18 protein-coding genes and 1 pseudogene are annotated in these 17,439 nt (G+C 72.0%); 8 read left to right on the top strand and 11 right to left on the bottom strand.

What is annotated here, in order from left to right; genetic code table 11:
* Window positions 1-40 precede the first annotated feature (40 nt).
* Entirely contained in the window at window positions 41-688 is a 648-nt protein-coding gene (locus AB0F29_RS03785) for a response regulator transcription factor (protein ID WP_361867218.1), read from the bottom strand.
* Entirely contained in the window at window positions 673-1,941 is a 1,269-nt protein-coding gene (locus tag AB0F29_RS03790; protein ID WP_361867219.1) for a sensor domain-containing protein, read from the bottom strand. The genes AB0F29_RS03785 and AB0F29_RS03790 overlap by 16 nt, the downstream gene beginning before the upstream one ends.
* A 243-nt stretch (window positions 1,942-2,184) precedes the next feature.
* Here AB0F29_RS03790 and AB0F29_RS03795 point away from each other — a divergent pair, with 243 nt between their 5' ends.
* Entirely contained in the window at window positions 2,185-4,350 is a 2,166-nt protein-coding gene (locus AB0F29_RS03795) for an MMPL family transporter (protein ID WP_361867220.1), read from the top strand.
* 79 nt (window positions 4,351-4,429) lie between these two features.
* On the opposite strand, the gene AB0F29_RS03800 is transcribed toward AB0F29_RS03795, so the two are convergent.
* From AB0F29_RS03800 to AB0F29_RS03810, 3 genes and pseudogenes are all read right to left on the bottom strand, one after another.
* Window positions 4,430-5,107, bottom strand: coding sequence for a winged helix-turn-helix domain-containing protein (locus tag AB0F29_RS03800; protein ID WP_361867221.1), 678 nt, complete (start codon window positions 5,105-5,107; stop codon window positions 4,430-4,432).
* 387 nt (window positions 5,108-5,494) lie between these two features.
* On the bottom strand, window positions 5,495-6,529 hold the full coding sequence (gene glnII / locus AB0F29_RS03805; RefSeq protein WP_361867222.1) for a glutamine synthetase: 1,035 nt from the start codon (window positions 6,527-6,529) through the stop codon (window positions 5,495-5,497).
* 172 nt (window positions 6,530-6,701) lie between these two features.
* A pseudogene (locus tag AB0F29_RS03810) lies at window positions 6,702-6,974 on the bottom strand (hypothetical protein); the annotation flags it as partial.
* Window positions 6,975-7,173: 199 nt separating this feature from the next.
* Between AB0F29_RS03810 and AB0F29_RS03815 the strand changes: the two are divergent.
* Complete coding sequence (locus AB0F29_RS03815) at window positions 7,174-8,100, top strand: Gfo/Idh/MocA family oxidoreductase (RefSeq protein WP_361867223.1); 927 nt, start codon at window positions 7,174-7,176, stop codon at window positions 8,098-8,100.
* A gap of 145 nt (window positions 8,101-8,245) precedes the next feature.
* Here AB0F29_RS03815 and AB0F29_RS03820 read toward each other — a convergent pair whose 3' ends face one another.
* Complete coding sequence (locus AB0F29_RS03820) at window positions 8,246-9,664, bottom strand: PLP-dependent aminotransferase family protein (RefSeq protein WP_361867225.1); 1,419 nt, start codon at window positions 9,662-9,664, stop codon at window positions 8,246-8,248.
* Between the two features lie 47 nt (window positions 9,665-9,711).
* On the opposite strand from AB0F29_RS03820, the gene AB0F29_RS03825 reads away from it, so the two are divergent.
* A complete protein-coding gene (locus AB0F29_RS03825; protein WP_361867227.1) occupies window positions 9,712-10,230 on the top strand; it encodes a carboxymuconolactone decarboxylase family protein in 519 nt (172 codons plus the stop codon).
* Window positions 10,231-10,313: 83 nt separating this feature from the next.
* On the opposite strand, the gene AB0F29_RS03830 is transcribed toward AB0F29_RS03825, so the two are convergent.
* Window positions 10,314-10,673 carry an arsenate reductase family protein gene (locus AB0F29_RS03830; protein WP_361867229.1) on the bottom strand — a complete coding sequence of 120 codons (360 nt, stop codon included), beginning with the start codon at window positions 10,671-10,673 and terminating at the stop codon, window positions 10,314-10,316.
* Between the two features lie 120 nt (window positions 10,674-10,793).
* On the opposite strand from AB0F29_RS03830, the gene AB0F29_RS03835 reads away from it, so the two are divergent.
* The 4 genes from AB0F29_RS03835 (at window position 10,794) to AB0F29_RS03850 (ending at window position 13,258) form a co-directional block, all read left to right on the top strand.
* The gene (locus AB0F29_RS03835; RefSeq protein ID WP_007450191.1) at window positions 10,794-11,099 is read left to right on the top strand and encodes a hypothetical protein; all 306 of its coding nucleotides are present in this window, start codon (window positions 10,794-10,796) and stop codon (window positions 11,097-11,099) included.
* A gap of 101 nt (window positions 11,100-11,200) precedes the next feature.
* The gene (locus AB0F29_RS03840) at window positions 11,201-12,031 is read left to right on the top strand and encodes a M55 family metallopeptidase (RefSeq protein ID WP_361867230.1); all 831 of its coding nucleotides are present in this window, start codon (window positions 11,201-11,203) and stop codon (window positions 12,029-12,031) included.
* A gap of 60 nt (window positions 12,032-12,091) precedes the next feature.
* Window positions 12,092-12,625, top strand: a complete 534-nt coding sequence (cpt, locus tag AB0F29_RS03845) for a chloramphenicol phosphotransferase CPT (RefSeq protein WP_361867232.1) — start codon at window positions 12,092-12,094, stop codon at window positions 12,623-12,625.
* A gap of 66 nt (window positions 12,626-12,691) precedes the next feature.
* Window positions 12,692-13,258, top strand: a complete 567-nt coding sequence (locus AB0F29_RS03850) for a GNAT family protein (RefSeq protein ID WP_361867234.1) — start codon at window positions 12,692-12,694, stop codon at window positions 13,256-13,258.
* A 52-nt stretch (window positions 13,259-13,310) separates the two neighbouring features.
* On the opposite strand, the gene AB0F29_RS03855 is transcribed toward AB0F29_RS03850, so the two are convergent.
* Together AB0F29_RS03855 and glnA are read right to left on the bottom strand one after the other, a co-directional pair.
* Entirely contained in the window at window positions 13,311-14,000 is a 690-nt protein-coding gene (locus AB0F29_RS03855) for a hypothetical protein (RefSeq protein WP_361867235.1), read from the bottom strand.
* Between the two features lie 150 nt (window positions 14,001-14,150).
* Window positions 14,151-15,560, bottom strand: coding sequence for a type I glutamate--ammonia ligase (gene glnA, locus AB0F29_RS03860; RefSeq protein WP_018958122.1), 1,410 nt, complete (start codon window positions 15,558-15,560; stop codon window positions 14,151-14,153).
* Window positions 15,561-15,841: 281 nt separating this feature from the next.
* On the opposite strand from glnA, the gene AB0F29_RS03865 reads away from it, so the two are divergent.
* Entirely contained in the window at window positions 15,842-16,249 is a 408-nt protein-coding gene (locus tag AB0F29_RS03865) for an RDD family protein (RefSeq protein WP_215108943.1), read from the top strand.
* Window positions 16,250-16,408: 159 nt separating this feature from the next.
* On the opposite strand, the gene AB0F29_RS03870 is transcribed toward AB0F29_RS03865, so the two are convergent.
* Together AB0F29_RS03870 and AB0F29_RS03875 are read right to left on the bottom strand one after the other, a co-directional pair.
* Complete coding sequence (locus tag AB0F29_RS03870) at window positions 16,409-17,116, bottom strand: DUF4191 domain-containing protein (RefSeq protein WP_215108930.1); 708 nt, start codon at window positions 17,114-17,116, stop codon at window positions 16,409-16,411.
* A gap of 30 nt (window positions 17,117-17,146) precedes the next feature.
* The gene (locus tag AB0F29_RS03875; RefSeq protein ID WP_361867236.1) at window positions 17,147-17,347 is read right to left on the bottom strand and encodes a hypothetical protein; all 201 of its coding nucleotides are present in this window, start codon (window positions 17,345-17,347) and stop codon (window positions 17,147-17,149) included.
* Between the last annotated feature and the right edge of the window lie 92 nt (window positions 17,348-17,439).

Genomic DNA, 17,439 nt, shown 5'->3' on the forward strand with positions numbered 1-17,439 from the left:
GCCGCGCACCCCAGCCGCGCACCCCGGCCACGCGCGACGGTCAGCCGTGGTCCAGATACGCCAGCACCGCCAGCACCCGGCGGTTGTCGTCGTCCGACGGGGGCAGGTCGAGCTTGCCGAAGATGTTCGAGGTGTGCTTGGCCACCGCCCGCTCCGTGATCACCAGCTGCGAGGCGATGGCGGCGTTGGAGCGGCCCTGGGCCACCAGCTCCATCACCTCCCGCTCGCGCGGGGTGAGGCCGCCCATCGGTTTGTCCTGCGAGCGACGCGAGAGGAGCTGGGAGATGACCCGCGGGTCCATCGCCGTGCCGCCCGCCGCCACCCGCCGTACCGCGTCGATGAACTGGTCCGCGTCGAAGACCCGGTCCTTCAGCAGATAGCCGATGCCGCCGTCGCCGTCCGCCAGCAACTCCCGTGCGTACAGCTGTTCCACGTGCTGCGAGAGCACCAGTACCGGAAGCCCCGGGCGGGCCCGGCGGGCGGCCAGGGCGCACTGGAGGCCCTCGTCGGTGTGGGACGGCGGGAGCCGGACGTCGACGACGGCGACGTCCGGCTCCAACTCGGCCAGGGCCTTGGTCAGTTCGGGCCCGGTCTCCACAGCCGCGGCGATCTCGAAGTCGTACGCCTCCAGCATGCGCACCAGGCCGTCGCGCAGCAGGAAGAGATCTTCGGCTAGGACAACTCGCAAGGAATCTCCATGGTCACCATGGTGGGACCGCCCGCGGGACTGCTGACGGCCAGGACGCCGTCGAATGTACCCAGTCGCCGTTCGATTCCGCTCAGGCCCGAGCCCGATCCGACGGCCGCACCGCCCCGGCCGTCGTCCGTCACGGAGATCCGGAGCATTCCCTCCGCGTGGTGCAGGTCCACGTAGATCCGCTCCGCCCCCGCGTGCTTCACCGCGTTCGTCAGGGCCTCGCTGACCGCGAAGTACGCCGCCGACTCCACCGGGGCCTCCGCCCGCCCCGGCAGCTCCACCGTCACCTCGGAGGCGACCGGCAGCCGCAGGGCCAGCGCCCGGACCGCGTCGCCGAGGCCCCGCTCCGCGAGAACCGGCGGGTGGATGCCCCGGACCAGGTCCCGCAGCTCGGTCAGCGCCTCCGCCGAGGACTCCCGGGCCATCGCCAGCATCTTCTTCGCCTGTGCCGGGTCCTTCTCGATCAGCGCCTCGATCGTGCCCAGGTTCATGCCCATCGCGACCAGTCGGGCCTGCGCCCCGTCGTGCAGGTCCCGCTCGATGCGGCGCAGCTCGGACGCGGCGGTGTCCACGGCCTCGTGCCGGGTCTCGGTGAGCCGCTGGACGCGCTGCTCCAGCTCCTGGTCCCGGGTGGGCGCCAGCAGCGTCCGGGCGAGCACGAAGTGCAGCCGCAGCAGCGGCCGGCTCGCCCACAGCCCGACGTGGAAGAGCACGATTCCCAGCGCCAGGGCCGCGAACCCCGTCGCCTGGCTGTCCACCGGCACGAAGCCGTACCAGTACGGATCGTCCCGGAACACCCGCCACAGGCCCGCCGCCAGGACCAGCCCCTCGACGGGGTAGATCATCAGGGCCGCCGCCAGGACCGCCACCACCGTGCCCGCCGTCATGTCGACCAGCAGCCACTGGAGGTCCCGCCAGGTCGCCGGGTCCTTCAGCATCAGCGTGGTGCGCTCCACCTGACCCGTCACGCCCGACCGCAGGTCCTTCGGCAGGGGCCGATACAGGACCGGAATCCGTACGTCCGACCAGGTCACCGCCCACAGCCGCCGCTGGTTGGCGTGTCTGCGGACCGCCTCCAGCACCACCGGGGTGGTGAACACACCGATGCCCAGCAGGATGAAGGCGATCGAGAGCACCGCGAGCACGAACAGAGTGATGGACGCCGCGAGGCCGACCACCGACAGGAACAGTCCGCGCCCCGCCGCCAGCGCCGCCGGCCGCAGCCGTCCAGAGAACACCTTCATCGCGGGTCTCTCCCCCTCACCGGAGCCGGGCAGGTCCCGGTCCGGGTGCCAGTCTCACCCGGCGCCGCCCCGCCGCGTCAGCCGGTCCGCCACCCGGAGGGGGTGTACCTGGCACCACCCCCGCACCCGCCCCCTACGCCTCCGTGACCGGGGGCCCCGACGGCTGGGGCGGACCGCGCCCGATCCCTAGATTCGAGGCGTCCCGATCACTTACCTGACGCTTACCTCCGGGGGAGAAACCGCATGAGGCGCAATCTCGCCGCACGCATTGGCGTGTGGAGCACGCACCACCGCAAGACGGCCGTATTCGGCTGGCTGCTCTTCGTCGTGCTCGCCACGGGCATCGGCGGGGCCACCGGCATGGTCGAGATGACCAACGCGGAGAACGGCGCGGGCGAGTCCGCCCGTGCCGAGCAGATCCTCCTCGACGCCGGACTCGCCAAGCCCGCGGGCGAACTCGTCATGGTCTCCGCCCCCGCGGCGGGGGACTGGAAGCCGGCCGCCGAAGCCCTCGCCGACGCCGTACGGCAGACGGGCGAAGCACGGAACATCGCCCCGCCCGTCGCCTCCGAGGACGGCAAGGAGGCCCTCATCGCCTTCGAGATGAAGGGCGAGGCCGCCACCGCGTCCGACCGGGTCCAACCCGTCCTGGACGCGGTCGCCGCCGTGGGCGAGGACCACCCGGACACCGAGATCCACCAGTTCGGCGAGGCCAGTGCGGGCAAGTGGCTCGGCGACCTGCTGGCCGAGGACTTCAAGAGGGCCGAGTTCACCGCCGTACCGCTCGCCCTCGGCATCCTCCTCGTCGCCTTCGGCGCGGTCGTCGCCGCCCTCCTCCCGGTCGGGCTCGCCCTCACTGCGTGCATGGCCGCCTTCGGCCTCCTGTCCATCGCCAGCCACCAGCTGCACCTGTTCCAGACCACCTACTCGGTGATGTTCCTGATGGGCTTCGCCGTCGGCGTCGACTACTGCCTCTTCTACCTGCGCCGCGAACGCGACGAACGCGCCGCCGGACGGGACGCCGAGACCGCCCTGCGCATCGCGGCCGCCACCAGCGGCCGGGCGGTACTCGTCTCCGGCCTCACCGTGATGGTCGCGATGGGCGGCATGTTCCTCTCCGGGCTCCTGCTGTTCAAGGGGTTCGCGCTCGCCACGATCATCGTCGTCTTCATCGCCATGCTCGGCTCGGTCACCGTTCTGCCCGCCCTGCTCTCCTGGCTCGGCGACCGCATCGACGCCGGCCGCATCCCGCTGCTCAACCGCCGCGCCCAGCACGGCCGGGCCGGCAGCGGCCGCATCGTCGGCCGGGTGCTGGGCCCCGTACTCGCCCGGCCCCGCACCTTCGCCGTCGCCGCCGTCGTCCTGCTCCTCGCGCTCGCCGCGCCCGCCCTCGGCATGAAGACCGAATCCCTCGGCCTGGAGAAGCAGTTCGGCTCCGACTCGCAGCTCTCCATCGCCCACAGCCGCATCACCGACAGCTTCCCCGGCGGCCCCGCCCCCGCCCTCGTCGTCGTCACCGCGCCCGACATCACCGACCCGGAGGTCACCAAGGCCCTCGACGGCTTCGAGGGCGTCACCGCCCACGGGGCCAAGAACGTCGCCGAGATCGAGATCCCCCTCCCGGGCGGCACCGGCGACCTCACCGAACTGCGCGAGAAGCGCCTGCCCGCCGCGTTCGACGGCACCGGTGCGAAGGCCCACGTCACCGGGGAGACCGCCGGATCGGTCGACTTCAACGATCAGCTCCGGCGCGGCATCGTCCCGGTCTTCGCCTTCATCACCGCGGTCACCTTCCTGCTGATGCTGTTCTGCTTCCGCAGCTACGTCATCGCCCTGACGTCCATCGCCCTCAACCTGCTCTCGGTGGCCGCCTCCTACGGCGTGATGACCGCCGTCTTCCAGCACGGCTGGGGCGCGTCGCTCATCGGCTCCGAGGGGGTCGGGGCGATCGAGGCATGGATGCCGCTGTTCGTCCTCGTCGTCCTGTTCGGCCTGTCCATGGACTACCACGTGTTCGTCGTCTCCCGGATCCGGGAGGCGCGCGGCGGTGGCCTGGACAACCGGGCCGCGATCGAGACCGGCATCCGGCGCACGGCCGGGGCGGTCACCGGAGCAGCGGCCATCATGGTCGCGGTGTTCGCGGTGTTCGGCACCCTGTCCATGCAGGACATGCAGCAGATGGGCGTCGGCCTCGCCGTCGCGGTGCTGCTGGACGCCACCGTCGTACGGATGGTGCTGCTGCCCTCCGTGATGCTGCTCCTGGGCGAGCGCAACTGGCGTACGCCCCGCCTCCTCTCGCGCCTGCCGAGCCTGGAGGAGGAGAACCACGAGGGACACGACGAGCCGGCCGGCCCGGTGAGCACCCCCGGCCCGGTGAGCACCCCCGCCCCGGCGGGCCGGCAGCTCTGAGACGCCCGGACGGCCCCGGACCACGGTGAGGAGGAACCGTGATCCGGGGCCGCCGGACGTTCCGGGTGGACCGAGCCGGTCAGGGCGTGTACTTGTACCCGACCCGCCGGACCGTCTGGATCGAACGGCGGTACTGGGCGCCGAGCTTGCGGCGCAGCCGCGCGACATGGACGTCGACGGTGCGCCCGTCGCCCACGTGCCCGTACCCCCACACCGTCGTCACCAACTGGTCGCGGGTGTGGACCCGGTGCGGGTGCGCCACCAGATGCGACAGCAGCTCGAACTCCAGGTACGTGAGGTCGAGGGCGACACCGTCGACGGAAGCCGTACGCCGGGTGGCGTCGATCCGGACCGGACCGACGGGCGCCCCCTCGTCGGCCTCCCGGTCGGGCTCGGGCTGCTGGGGGAACGGCGAGCCGCCCGGCCGGAGCCGGGAGGCCGCGACGGCCCCCGCGAGCGCCGGCTGCTGATCGGCCGGCACGAGCACCAGGTAACCGATCATCGGCGGCTGACCGGGAAGGGCGGGCAGGGTGTGCTGTGGGGCGGGCAGCCAGGTGGCCCCGGGCGGGAGGAAGTCCGCCACGTGGGCCGGCCCGGCGACCTCGTCACGCTCGACCGCGCGCAGCCGGTGCCGGTTCGGGTGGGCGGGGAGGGAACGGGCGGTGGGACGGGCCGCAGCGGGCGCCGGGGACGCCGCGGTGGCGGCGGACGCGGCGGTGGCGGCGGACGCGGCGGAGAAAGTACGGGTGTTCGCCATGAGGGTCAGCTCTTTCGCGCGAGGAGTCGTCAGGGACGGACTTGCGTCGTGCGCGCGGACCGAAGGCCGGGGTGAGCGGCTTTAGTGGGCCTGCGCGTTCCACGCGCGGCAACACACCCGGTCGAAATCATGGTGCTGACGGGAAGGCCAGAACGGTTCGAGGTCGCTGCGACCCGACGCGATGTGCTGGTAGCTGGCCATGTGCTCCATTGAAGCAGACATCGCGGCCGTGCATCAGACTCCTCTCACCCGTCGATACGGACCCTTTGCGTAACGTTCCTCACGCCCGGCCGTCACCGAACACGGGGGAGGGGCCCGTCACCCAACACGGGGGGAGGGGCCCGCCGGCGAACCGGCGGACCCCTCCTTACGTGACCGGCGTCGGGATCAGACCTGGCCGGCCTTCTCCAGCGCGGTGCAGCAGGTGTCGACGATCAGCCGGGTGACGACGTACGGGTCGACGTTGGCGTTCGGGCGGCGGTCCTCGATGTAGCCCTTCCGGTCCTGCTCGACCTGCCACGGGATGCGGACCGAGGCGCCGCGGTCGGAGACGCCGTAGTTGTACTCGTTCCACGGGGCGGTCTCGTGCAGTCCGGTGAGCCGGTCGTCGATGCCCGCGCCGTAGTTCTTCACGTGGTCCATCGGCTTGGAGCCCTCGCCCAGCGACTCGCACGCGGTGATGATCGCGTCGTAGCCCTCGCGCATCGCCTTGGTGGAGAAGTTGGTGTGCGCGCCCGCCCCGTTCCAGTCGCCCTTGACCGGCTTCGGGTCCAGGGTGGCCGAGACGTTGAAGTCCTCGGCGGTGCGGTAGAGCAGCCAACGGGCCACCCACAGCTGGTCGGAGACCTCCAGCGGGGACAGCGGGCCCACCTGGAACTCCCACTGGCCGGGCATGACCTCGGCGTTGATGCCGGAGATGCCGAGCCCCGCCGCCAGGCAGTTGTCGAGGTGCTTTTCCACGATGTCGCGGCCGAAGATCTCGTCCGCGCCGACACCGCAGTAGTAGCCGCCCTGCGCGGCCGGGAAGCCGCCCTCGGGGAAGCCGAGCGGCCGGTGGCCGTCGAAGAAGGTGTACTCCTGCTCGATGCCGAAGATCGGGGCCTGGCCCGCGAACCGCTCGGCGAGGGGGCGCAGCGCGGCCCGGGTGTTGGACTCGTGCGGCGTCATGTCGATGTTGAAGACCTCGCACAGGACGAGGATGTCCGCGCCGCCGCGGATCGGGTCCGGACAGGTGAAGACGGGCTTCAGTACCCGGTCGGACGCGTGGCCCTCGGCCTGGCTGGTGCTGGAGCCGTCGAATCCCCAGATGGGCAGATCCGCCACGTCCCCCGACGGCGCGCCGTCCATGATCTTCGTCTTGGAGCGAAGCTTGGCGGTCGGCTCGGTGCCGTCTATCCAGATGTACTCAGCCTTGAACGTCACGGACGCCATCCTTCGCGGGTGCAGCGGTGCAGCGGTCTATGCGCCGCAGCTTGGCAAGACGCGATTTCCCGTCCGTTGCCCGGATGTGAACCCCGTGTTACCGAGGTTTCCTGTGTTACGGGGCCCGCGTCCAGGCCGGTCACCCATGGCTCGGAGGTAACGGAAAACGCTCGGACACCGCCCTTGAGCAGGGCCGAGAACTCAGCCGCCCGGAGCCGGCGGACCAGCTCCTGGCGGCTCGACCCAGCGGAGCGGCCGCCCCGCGCAGGGCGCCGGTCAGCTCGGCGCGCCGCTCGGCACGCTGCTCGAAGCCGAGCGACAGCACGTACAAGGTGAGCCGGGTCAGCGGCATCACGGTCAGATCCCCCCGCGCCGACGGGGCGCCCCGCCGCTGGACCGCGGCCTGCTGCTCCTTGGTGCGCAGCCGCTCCAGCCGCTCCAGCCGGGTCATCCGGGAGTCCCGCGGCCGGCCCCGGAAACGTAACGGGGCAGGGTCGCTCCGCGCCACCGCATTCGGGCGCCCGGCGACATCCCGCGCGAAGAGCCGGCGCCCCGTGCCCGGGCGGGCCCGTACTCGGGCGGTGGACGCCAGGCCCCCATCCGGCCCCCGCACGGCCGGCCGGCGCACCCGGCACACTGGCCCCATGGACTCACCTGCCGGCACCACGAACCCTCTCCGCATCGGCCTCCTCGGCACCGGCCCCTGGGCGCACAACACCCAGGCCCCCGCGCTGGCCGCCCATCCCGGCGTCGAACTGAGCGGGGTGTGGGGCCGCAGGGCCGAAGCGGCGGATGCCCTCGCCGCCGCCCACGGGACCCGCGCGTACACCGGGGAGGAGGGCATCGACGCACTCCTGGCGACGAGCGACGCGGTGGCCTTCGCGCTGCCGCCGGACGTGCAGGCCCCGCTCGCGGTCCGCGCCGCCGAGGCGGGCTGCCACCTCCTGATGGACAAGCCCGTGGCCACGACGGTGGAGGGGGCCCGTGCGGTGGCCGGGGCGGCGGAGAGGGCGGGGGTGGCCTCGGTCGTCTTCTGCACGCTCCGGTTCGCGCCCGAGACCTCCGCGTGGATCGCCGAACAGGCCGCGCTGGGCGGCTGGTTCACGGCTCGCGCCCAGTGGCTGGGATCGCTCTACGCGGCAGGTTCGACCAGCGCGTACGCGGACTCCCCGTGGCGGCGCGAGAAGGGCGGCCTGTGGGACGTCGGCCCGCACGCGCTCTCCGTGCTGATCCCGGTCCTCGGCGACGTGGAGCACCTCACCGCCGCCCGGGGGCCTGCCGACACCACCCACCTGATCCTGCGCCACACCTCCGGCGCGTCCAGCACGGTGACCCTCGGACTCAGCGCCCCGCCCGGCGCGGCAGGCGTCGAGATCGAGTTCCGGGGCGAGCGGGGCACGGCGTCGGTCCCCGGCTGGGCCGGCGCGGAGACCGCGTTCCGGGGCGCGGTGGACGCCCTGGCCGAAGCGGTACGCACAGGGGTGCCGCACGCCTGCGACGCACGCTTCGGCCTCCACCTCACGGAGCTGCTCGTGGCGGCGGAGACGCAGGCACAGGCACAGGCGGGCTGACCGGCAGGAGCGAGGGGCACGGGCGTGCGGCACCCCGCGGCTGGGCCTTCGGGGTCCGGGCCGGCCGGACCCCCGGGGCTCCAACCCTCCGGGACCGCCGGCGCCCCTGGGCGTGCGGCACCCCGCGGCACCCTGCCACACCGGCTCACCCCGGTGGCAGGGCCCGGCACAGGGCCTCCAACGCCTCCGGGTAGGCGGATTCGGCGGGTGTCGCGTATCCGACGACGAGCCCGTCGCGGGGGCCCTCCGCCCGCTCCGCCTGCCCCGCCCCCGGGTGCAGGTAGTCGCCCAGGCCTTCCACCGCCAGCCCCTGCCAGGCCGCCGCCCGGACCGCCGAACGCTCGGTGCCGGGAGGCAGTTCCAGCAGCGCGTGCAGGCCGGCGGCGATCCCGGTGACCCGGATGTGCGGGGCCCGCCGCTCCAGGGCCGCCACCAGCTGGTCCCGGCGGCGGCGGTGGCGCTGCCGCATCCGGCGGACCTGCCGGTCGTACGCGCCCGACTCGACGAAGTCCGCGAGCGTCAGCTGCTCGGTGGCGCTGGAGAACTGCTCCCGCTCGCCCTTCGCCGCGACGACGGGGCCGACGAGCCGCTGGGGCAGCACCAGCCACCCGATCCGGAGGGTGGGGGACAGACTCTTGCTCACCGACCCGACCAGCACCACATGCTCGGGATCGAGCCCTTGGACAGCACCCACGGGCTGCCGGTCGTAGCGGAACTCCCCGTCGTAGTCGTCCTCCACGACGAGCCCGCCGGTGGCCCGGGCCCAGTCGACGACGGCCGCCCGCCGCGCGGGGTGCAGAGGCCCGCCGGTGGGGAACTGGTGGGCGGGCGTGAGGAGCACGGCACGGTCGTGGCGGGTGAGCCCGTCGACCCGGGCGCCGTCCGCGTCCACGCCGAGCGGCCGGGTGCCGACCCCGTGGGAGGCGAGCAGCGCACGGTGGAAGGGCAGGCCGTACTCCTCCGCCGCCCACGGACCGCCCACCACCTCCGCCAGCAGCCGCAGCCCGTGCGCGGCCCCCGAGCACAGCACGATCCGCTCCGGCGCGGCCCGCACCCCCCGCACCCGGGCCAGATAGCCGGCGAGGGCCCGCCGCAACTCGGGCCGCCCGTGCGGATCGCCGGGCCCGAACGCGTCGTCGGGGGCGGCGGCGAGCGCACGCCGCACCGAGGCCAGCCAGGCGGTGCGCGGGAACACCGAGGGGTCCGGCTGCCCCTGGACCAGGTCATGGACCGGGCGGGCGGCGCGCTCGGGGGTGCGCGGCCGGTGCACGGGGGTGACCGGGACGGCCCGCTCGGCGACCCGCGTGCCCGAGCCCTGCCGGGCGGCCAGCCACCCCTCCGCGACCAGCTCGGCGTACGCGTCGGCGACGGTGTTCCGGGCGAGGCCGAGATCGGCGGCGAGGGACCGGTAGGGCGGCAGCCGGGCACCGGGGGCGAGCCGCCCGCTGCGCACGGCCTCGCGCAGCGCCGCCATCAGCAGGGCCCGGCGGTTGCCCGTGCCGGAGAGTTCCAGCGGCAGATCGCTGCCCAGGATCTCCGCGGAATTGACCCATGAATCCGTCATGGAAATGCACCCCACACCCAGTCGCCCGTCGCCCTAGATTCGTACCCATGACGACGACGGAGATCAAGACGAACGACCGCACCACCGCCCCGGCCACCACCGTCCGGAGCAACAACGCCACCGGCAGGCTCGACTTCGCGAAGAGCGCCCCGAAGGTCTTCCGGGCCGTGATCGGCCTGGACGCGGCGGCCCGCGCGGGCCTGGACCCGACGCTGGTCGAACTGGTCCAGATCCGCGCCTCGCACCTGAACCGCTGCGCGTACTGCCTGCACATGCACACCACGGACGCGCGGAAGGCGGGCGAGAGCGAGGAGCGCCTGCACATGGTCGCGGTGTGGCACGAGGCGGACCACTTCTTCACCGAGCGGGAACGGGCCGCCCTGGCCCTGACGGACGCGGTCACCCGGATCGGGGACGCCGGCGTCCCCGACGAGGTCTACGACCGCTCGGCGGCCCACTTCGACGAGGAGGAGCTGGCCCATCTGCTGGCCCTGATCCTCACGATCAACACCTGGAACCGCATAGCCCTGTCCACCGCCAAGCGCGCGGGCACGGACGAACGCTGAGGGCTCCCGCACGGGGCTGACCCGGCGGCCGGGCCACGGACCGGCGCCGGGCGCCGAATCACTTCCAGCGGAGCCGGGGACCGCTACCGCCCCAACGCGTCCCGCACCGCTTCCTCGCTCCGCGCCACCACGGCCGTACCGTCATCGGCGGTGATGATCGGCCGCTGGATCAGCTTCGGGTGCTCGGACAGCGCGACGATCCACCGCTCCCGCGAACCGGCCTCCCGCGGCCACTCCTTCAGCCCCAGCTCCTTTGCCGCCGCCTCCTGCGTCCGCGTGATGTCCCACGGCTCCAGACCGAGCCGGTCCAGCACGGCCCGGATCTCCTCGGGCGAGGGCACGTCCTCCAGGTAACGGCGGACGGTGTATTCGGCCCCCTCCGCATCAAGCAGGGCGAGGGCGCCGCGGCACTTCGAACAGGCCGGATTGATCCAGATCTCCATGGGGCCAAGGTTACGCGAGGGACTGCCGAAATGGCCTCTGGCCAGGGGCGATTGTCAGTGGGGGGCAGTAAAATGGAGGGAGTTCGTGAGGGTTCCACCACGCTGCCAGGAGGATGCCGAATGGCTGTTGCCACAGTCACGACCGAGCCGCTCGACCGACAGCTCCCGATGCCCTTCCACCCGCCGCTTCCCACCCCGCCGACGAAGAAGCGACTGCCCGCGGGCCGCCCCCGCGAGTGGTACGTCTCCCACAACCGCCGCCTCAAGGCCATGCGCCTGGCCATCGCCCTGCTCGACAGCGGGGTCTACCAGCCCTCCAGCGCGGGCAACCACCGGATACGGATCACCGCCGAGCGCCTCGGCATCCACCCCCCGTCCGACACCACCTGCCGCATGGTCCGCGCCCTGATCCGCTACGGCCGCTGACCACACCGCACCGCCGATCGCCCGGTGCCCCCGGCCTGCTCGTCCGGCCGGGGGCACCGGACCGCCCGCCGCCACCCGCCTCCCGGTAGGCTCCCGAACCCATGAAGCTACTCATCTCGGTCGACATGGAAGGCGTCTCGGGAATCGTCCATTCCAGCGAGACGAACCCCGAGCGCTACGACTACCAGCGAGGCCGGGAGCTGATGACGGCCGACGCGAACGCGGTCGTCGCGGGCGTCCTGGACGCCGACCCCACGGCCGAGGTGCTGGTCGCCGACGCGCACGGCACCTTCCGCAACCTCCTGCCGGAGCAACTCGACCGCAGGGCCCGGCTGGTACGGGGCAAGCCGCGCGCGCTGAACATGCTCGCCGGGCTCGACGAGGCGACCGACGCCGCGCTCTTCGTCGGCTACCACGTCCGCGCGGGCGAGGGGCCGGGCGTGCTGGCGCACACCATGAACGGCGAGATCCTCGACGTACGGGTGGCGGGCCGCGCACTGGGCGAGATCGGGCTCAACGCCGCCATGGCCGGCCACCTCGGCGTACCGGTCGTCCTGCTCAGCGGCGACGACGCGGCCTGCGCCGAGATGAACGCCCTGGTCCCCGGGACGGTCACCGTCGCGGTCAAGGAGGCCCTGGGCATGGCGGCGGCCGTGACGCTGCACCCGGAGGAGGCCCGGGACCGGCTGCGCCGGGCGGCGGCGGACGCGGTGACCCGCCGCGCGGCCATCGAGCCCCTGACGCTCGCCCCCGCCCCGCTGGACGTGGAGGTCGACCTCGCCAGCCCGCACACCATCGACCTGGCGACCCTCGTACCGGGCTTCTCACGCGCCGGGGGCGCCCGTACGGTCACCTTCACATCCCCCGACTACGCGACGGCGTACCGGCTCATCCTGCTCCTCGCGCAACTGGCCACGATCAAGCCCGCCTGACCGGCCGGAGCCGCTCGAAAACGCGTCGAACACCGCTCCGGTTCCCTCTACTGTGACCGGGTGACAACCCAGGTGATCGTGCTGAACGGCGGCTCCAGCTCCGGCAAGTCCGGCATCGTCCGCTGCCTCCAGGCGGAACTGCCGGACCCGTGGCTCGCCGCCGCGGTCGACGCTTTCGTCGATGCGCTGCCCGCGTCCCTGCGCACCTCGGACGCGGGTATCGAGTTCGCCGAGGACGGCGGCGTGGCGGTCGGCCCGGAGTTCCGCAGGCTGGAGGCGGCCTGGCGCGAGGGCGTCGCCGCGATGGTCCGCGCAGGCGCCAAGGTCATCGTCGACGACGTGTTCCTCGGCGGCCCGGCGTCCCGGGAACCGTGGCGGAAGGCGTTGACGGGTCTGGACGTCCTCTGGGTGGGCGTCCGCTGCGAGGGCGCGGTCGCGGAGGCCCGCGAGATCGCCCGGGGGGACCGCCCGAGAGGCATGGCGGCAGCACAGGCGGAGACGGTCCACCGGGGCGTGGCGTACGACCTGGAGGTCGACACGACCCACACGGAGTCCCTGACCTGCGCGCGAACCATCGCCGCCCACCTCACGTAACCGCACCGCACCACCACATCACCGCAAGCCGGCCCCCGAAACGGGCCGCCGAGACAGTGGAGAGCGATGACCGACCTGTGGACCGGCGAGAGAATACGCCTGCGGGGCGTCGAACCGCAGGACTGGGAGGGTTTCCGGGCCCTGGCCCTGCACACCGTGGACGCCCGCAACGCCGACGTGGTCGAGCCGCCCCGCTCGGACGAGAGCTTCCGCGCCTGGGCCACCGAGCGCGCCGGCCGCACCCCGAACCCGGCCGCGTACCACCTGGTCATAGAGACCCGCTTCGAGCACGCCTTCGTCGGCGCGGTCTCGGTCGGCGAGACGGACGCCCGGGCAGGCCGCTTCCGTACGGGCATCGAGGTCACCCGGGAACACCGCCGCCAGGGCTACGCGGCCGAGGCCTCCGAACTGGTCCTCACCTACATGTTCGCCGAACAGCGCTGCCACAAGTGCGAGGTGGAGGTCTACGCCTTCAACGACGCCTCCCTGGCCCTCTACCGCAGACTCGGCTTCGTGGAGGAGGGCCGCCTGCGCCAGCACGAGTTCTTCGCCGGCGCCTACCACGACGTGGTCCTGCTGGGCATCACGGCCGACGAGTACTGGTCGGGGCGGGCGCGGCCCTCGCTGCGGTGAGGGCGGGTCCGCGGCGGCGCAGGCCCGGTCAGGGGCGACCGTACGGGGAGCTTCAGTCTGCCCACTGCTCGGCGGTGCTGCGCGGGTCCTCCGCCAGGATCGCCGCCGCGAACCGCAGGGCCTGGTCCTCGGCCGGCTCGGTCCACGTGACGGGCAGTTCGTAACCGAATCGGCGGGGGTGGTCGCCGGGCCGTCGCTCCTGCGTGAACTGGACCTCGACCCCGCAGGGCTCTTCGCGCGAGGATCGCACCTGCTCCAGGACACATCCCCATCGTTCGAACCAGCCACTGTCCACCAGCGTCTTCTTCAGTAGCCGGGCGACGGTGTCCATCGGCTCCTCCCACGTCAAGTCGGCTGCTGCGCGGGCCAGTTCTGCGTCGTACTGGGCGGCGTCGAAGTGGAGATCGTCCGGAAGCGCGGCGTGGATGCTGCTGGTGTTCTTCCAGGACGACCAGAGCACCCGGTCGCCCGCACGCCGGATATCGACGAAGAGCGCTCCGCAGCACCCCGGATAGCAGTCGGGTTCGCCCACGATGACGAGCCCGGAATCCTGCGTTGGCGTCAACGGCCACGTCTCCGCCGGGCCGTCCCACTCCTGGCGGCAGTTGCCCAGCCCGTCGAGGTAGAACTCCTTCAGGAGGTCCCTCCCGTCGACGAACGGACGTACCTCGACCCAGGTGTCCGCCCCTGCGGGCGGGAGGACGTGGCGCAGGCTGAGGGTGCTGATCGGCTGTTCCGGCATGCCCTCATGATCGGCTACCGGTGGCCTTCCCGACCATCGAATAAGGCTGCCGGCCGGAGGGCCTTCCTCACGCGCCGAGGGCCGCCACTCCCGGAAGGAGGTGGCGGCCCTCGGCGTCTCGGGCGCGGGTGAGTCCGGCCCGTGGTGTTCTTAGAGGTCGAAGTACAGCTCGAACTCGTGCGGGTGCGGCCGCAGCTGGATCGGGGCGATCTCGTGGGTGCGCTTGTAGTCGATCCACGTCTCGATCAGGTCCGACGTGAAGACGCCGCCCGCCTGGAGGTACTCGTTGTCCGCCTCCAGGGCTTCAAGCACGGCCGGGAGGGACGTCGGGACCTGCTGGACGTTGGCGTGCTCCTCGGGAGCCAGCTCGTAGAGGTCCTTGTCGATCGGCTCGGCCGGCTCGATCTTGTTCTTCACGCCGTCGAGGCCCGCCATCAGCAGGGCCGAGAACGCGAGGTACGGGTTCGAGGACGGGTCCGGGGCGCGGAACTCGACGCGCTTGGCCTTCGGGTTCGAGCCGGTGATCGGGATGCGCATCGCGGCGGAGCGGTTGCGCTGCGAGTACACCATGTTGACCGGGGCCTCGAAGCCGGGGACCAGGCGGTGGTAGGAGTTCACCGTCGGGTTGGTGAAGGCCAGCAGCGACGGGGCGTGCTTCAGGATGCCGCCGATGTAGTAGCGGGCCATGTCCGAGAGGCCGGCGTAACCCTGCTCGTCGTAGAAGAGCGGAACGCCGCCCTGCCACAGCGACTGGTGCACGTGCATGCCCGAGCCGTTGTCGCCGAAGATCGGCTTCGGCATGAAGGTCGCGGTCTTGCCGTTGCGCCAGGCGACGTTCTTCACGATGTACTTGAAGAGCATCAGGTCGTCGGCCGCGGCGAGCAGCGTGTTGAACTTGTAATTGATCTCGGCCTGGCCTGCCGTGCCGACCTCGTGGTGCTGGCGCTCGACCTGGAGGCCGTTCTTGTCCAGCTCCAGGGAGATCTCGGCACGCAGGTCGGCGAAGTGGTCGACCGGCGGGGTCGGGAAGTAGCCGCCCTTGTAGCGGACCTTGTAGCCGCGGTTGTTCTCCTCCGACCCGGTGTTCCAGGCGCCGGCCTCGGAGTCGATGTGGTAGAAGCTCTCGTTCGCCGACGTCTGGAAGCGGACGTTGTCGAAGACGTAGAACTCGGCCTCCGGGCCGAAGTACGCGGTGTCCGCGAAGCCGGTCGAGGCGAGGTACGACTCGGCCTTCTTGGCGATGTTGCGCGGGTCACGGCTGTACTGCTCGCCCGTGATCGGGTCGTGGATGAAGAAGTTGATGTTGACGGTCTTGTCACGGCGGAAGGGGTCCACCCGAGCCGTCGACAGGTCCGCGCGCAGCGCCATGTCCGACTCGTGGATGGCCTGGAAGCCGCGGATCGACGAACCGTCGAAGGCCAGTTCCTCGGCCGGGTCGAAGGTCGCTGCCGGGATCGTGAAGTGCTGCATCACCCCGGGCAGGTCGCAGAACCGGACATCGATGAACTTGACGTCGTTGTCCGCTACGTACTTCTGCACTTCGTCGGCGTTCTGGAACATCCAACTCCTCCTACTCCCGGCCCGGGAGGGACGGGGTTGTAGCTCGTGGTGCGGCCAGTGCGGTGGCGCACGCTGGACCCGACCATAGGCAGGCGTGATTTCTCAAGCGTGACCCATTTGTTTCGCCCAAGTTAACCGGGGCGGTGGTGGGAGGCATCCCAGCGACTGTTTCCGGTGCCCCGCCCGGCCAGGGGCAAACACGGGCGCAGTACCGTGGACGGGTGGACAACAGGCAAGCAATCGGATCGTGGCTCTCGGGGCCCCGCGCGGCCGCCGAGGAGATGGGCGCCGACTTCGGCTACCGCGGCAAGGGACTCGGGCTGCCCGAGGAGGGGCCCGGCTCGGTCGCTCCGCTCGGACGGCGCTTCGGGGCCCTCTTCATCGACTGGTCGCTCTGCATGGTGATCGCATACGGGCTGCTCGCTCGCGGTGACCAGCAGGCGGCGGGGAACTGGGCGCTCGGGGTCTTCCTCGTGATGAGCCTGCTGACCGTCGGCACCATCGGCTGCACGCCCGGGAAGCGCCTCCTGGGCGTCCGGGTGGTCGCCGACGACGGCGGGCGGCTCGGGTTCGTGCGGGTCGTCGTGCGGACCGTCCTGCTGCTGCTCGTCATCCCCGCACTGGTCTGGGACCGCGACGGGCGCGGACTGCACGACCGGCTGTCGCGTGCCGTGCAGGTCCGGATGTGACACCCCCCCACGGAAGGGGCATGAGGGTTCGGATGTGACCTTCCCGGTGCGGGCATGAGGGTCCGGATGTGATCTCCCCGGTGCGGACATCGGAAACGGGGCGGCCCCGGGACCGTTCACCGGTCCGGGGGCCGCCCCGTTTCACGTCTGTCGCCGTGGTCAGCGCATCTTCCCGCCGCGCGGCATCCGCATGCCCTTGGGCATCGGGCCCTTCGGCAGCGGCATGTTGCTCATCAGGTCGCCCATCGCGCGCAGCCGGTCGTTGGTGGAGGTCACCTGCGGGCCGGTCAGGACGCGGGGAAGCTTCAGCATCTTGGTGCGGACCTTCTTCAGCGGCACCTGGCCCTCGCCGTTGCCGACGATGATGTCGTGCACCGGCACGTCCACCACGATGCGGGCCATCTTCTTCTTCTCGGACGCCAGCAGGCCCTTCACCCGGTTCGGGTTGCCCTCGGCCACCAGGACGATGCCGGCCTTGCCGACCGCCCGGTGGACGACGTCCTGGCTGCGGTTCATCGCCACCGCGGGGGTGGTGGTCCAGCCGCGTCCGATCCGGTCCAGGACGGCGGCCGCCGCTCCGGGCTGGCCCTCCATCTGTCCGAAGGCCGCCCGCTCGGCGCGACGGCCGAAGATGATCGCCATCGCGAGGATGGCCAGGACGAAGCCCAGGATGCCCAGATAGACCGGGTGCCCGATCGCGAAGCCGATGCCGAGGAGGACACCGAACGTGACGATTCCGACACCCGCGACGACAAGACCGATCTTGCTGTCGGTCCGCCTGGTCATCTTGTAGGTCAGGGCGATCTGCTTGAGCCGCCCCGCGTTCTCGGCGCTGTCCGCGCCTTCAGTTTTTGCCTTCCTCGCCATGTACTGAAGTTTACGTGGCGTGGGAGCGACCTAGGAACGCTGGTCGGCCACGGCTTCCAGCACGTGCTGGGCCTCCACCCGGTCCTTGGCGCGGCGGCGGTCCTCCAGGACGGCCGTCCAGGCGTTGCGGCGGGCGGTGCGCTGGCCGCCGCTCAGCAGCAGCGACTCGACGGCCCGCAGGGCGGTGGTGACGGACGGAAGGGCGTGGGCGCGGACCGGTGCGGCCTGCATCGTGGTGTTCCCCCTCGGAACGGATGCGCCTCGGGGCGCGGATGAGTGTGGGAAGCGGTGACGGCGGCTGCTGGAGTCGCTGCCGCATGTGT

Origin of the sequence: Streptomyces sp. NPDC026589, assembly GCF_040638385.1 — a bacterium.
Classification (GTDB): domain Bacteria; phylum Actinomycetota; class Actinomycetes; order Streptomycetales; family Streptomycetaceae; genus Streptomyces.

Coding starts and splice junctions, on each gene's coding strand:
- AB0F29_RS03815 (WP_361867223.1), top strand. CDS start 7,174: ATGGACTCACCTGCCGGCACCACGAACCCTCTCCGCATCGGCCTCCTC.
- AB0F29_RS03850 (WP_361867234.1), top strand. CDS start 12,692: ATGACCGACCTGTGGACCGGCGAGAGAATACGCCTGCGGGGCGTCGAA.
- AB0F29_RS03790 (WP_361867219.1), bottom strand. CDS start 1,941: ATGAAGGTGTTCTCTGGACGGCTGCGGCCGGCGGCGCTGGCGGCGGGG.
- AB0F29_RS03865 (WP_215108943.1), top strand. CDS start 15,842: ATGGGCGCCGACTTCGGCTACCGCGGCAAGGGACTCGGGCTGCCCGAG.
- AB0F29_RS03825 (WP_361867227.1), top strand. CDS start 9,712: ATGACGACGACGGAGATCAAGACGAACGACCGCACCACCGCCCCGGCC.
- AB0F29_RS03875 (WP_361867236.1), bottom strand. CDS start 17,347: ATGCAGGCCGCACCGGTCCGCGCCCACGCCCTTCCGTCCGTCACCACC.
- AB0F29_RS03830 (WP_361867229.1), bottom strand. CDS start 10,673: ATGGAGATCTGGATCAATCCGGCCTGTTCGAAGTGCCGCGGCGCCCTC.
- AB0F29_RS03820 (WP_361867225.1), bottom strand. CDS start 9,664: ATGACGGATTCATGGGTCAATTCCGCGGAGATCCTGGGCAGCGATCTG.
- AB0F29_RS03800 (WP_361867221.1), bottom strand. CDS start 5,107: ATGGCGAACACCCGTACTTTCTCCGCCGCGTCCGCCGCCACCGCCGCG.
- AB0F29_RS03855 (WP_361867235.1), bottom strand. CDS start 14,000: ATGCCGGAACAGCCGATCAGCACCCTCAGCCTGCGCCACGTCCTCCCG.
- AB0F29_RS03870 (WP_215108930.1), bottom strand. CDS start 17,116: ATGGCGAGGAAGGCAAAAACTGAAGGCGCGGACAGCGCCGAGAACGCG.
- AB0F29_RS03835 (WP_007450191.1), top strand. CDS start 10,794: ATGGCTGTTGCCACAGTCACGACCGAGCCGCTCGACCGACAGCTCCCG.
- AB0F29_RS03795 (WP_361867220.1), top strand. CDS start 2,185: ATGAGGCGCAATCTCGCCGCACGCATTGGCGTGTGGAGCACGCACCAC.
- glnA (WP_018958122.1), bottom strand. CDS start 15,560: ATGTTCCAGAACGCCGACGAAGTGCAGAAGTACGTAGCGGACAACGAC.
- AB0F29_RS03840 (WP_361867230.1), top strand. CDS start 11,201: ATGAAGCTACTCATCTCGGTCGACATGGAAGGCGTCTCGGGAATCGTC.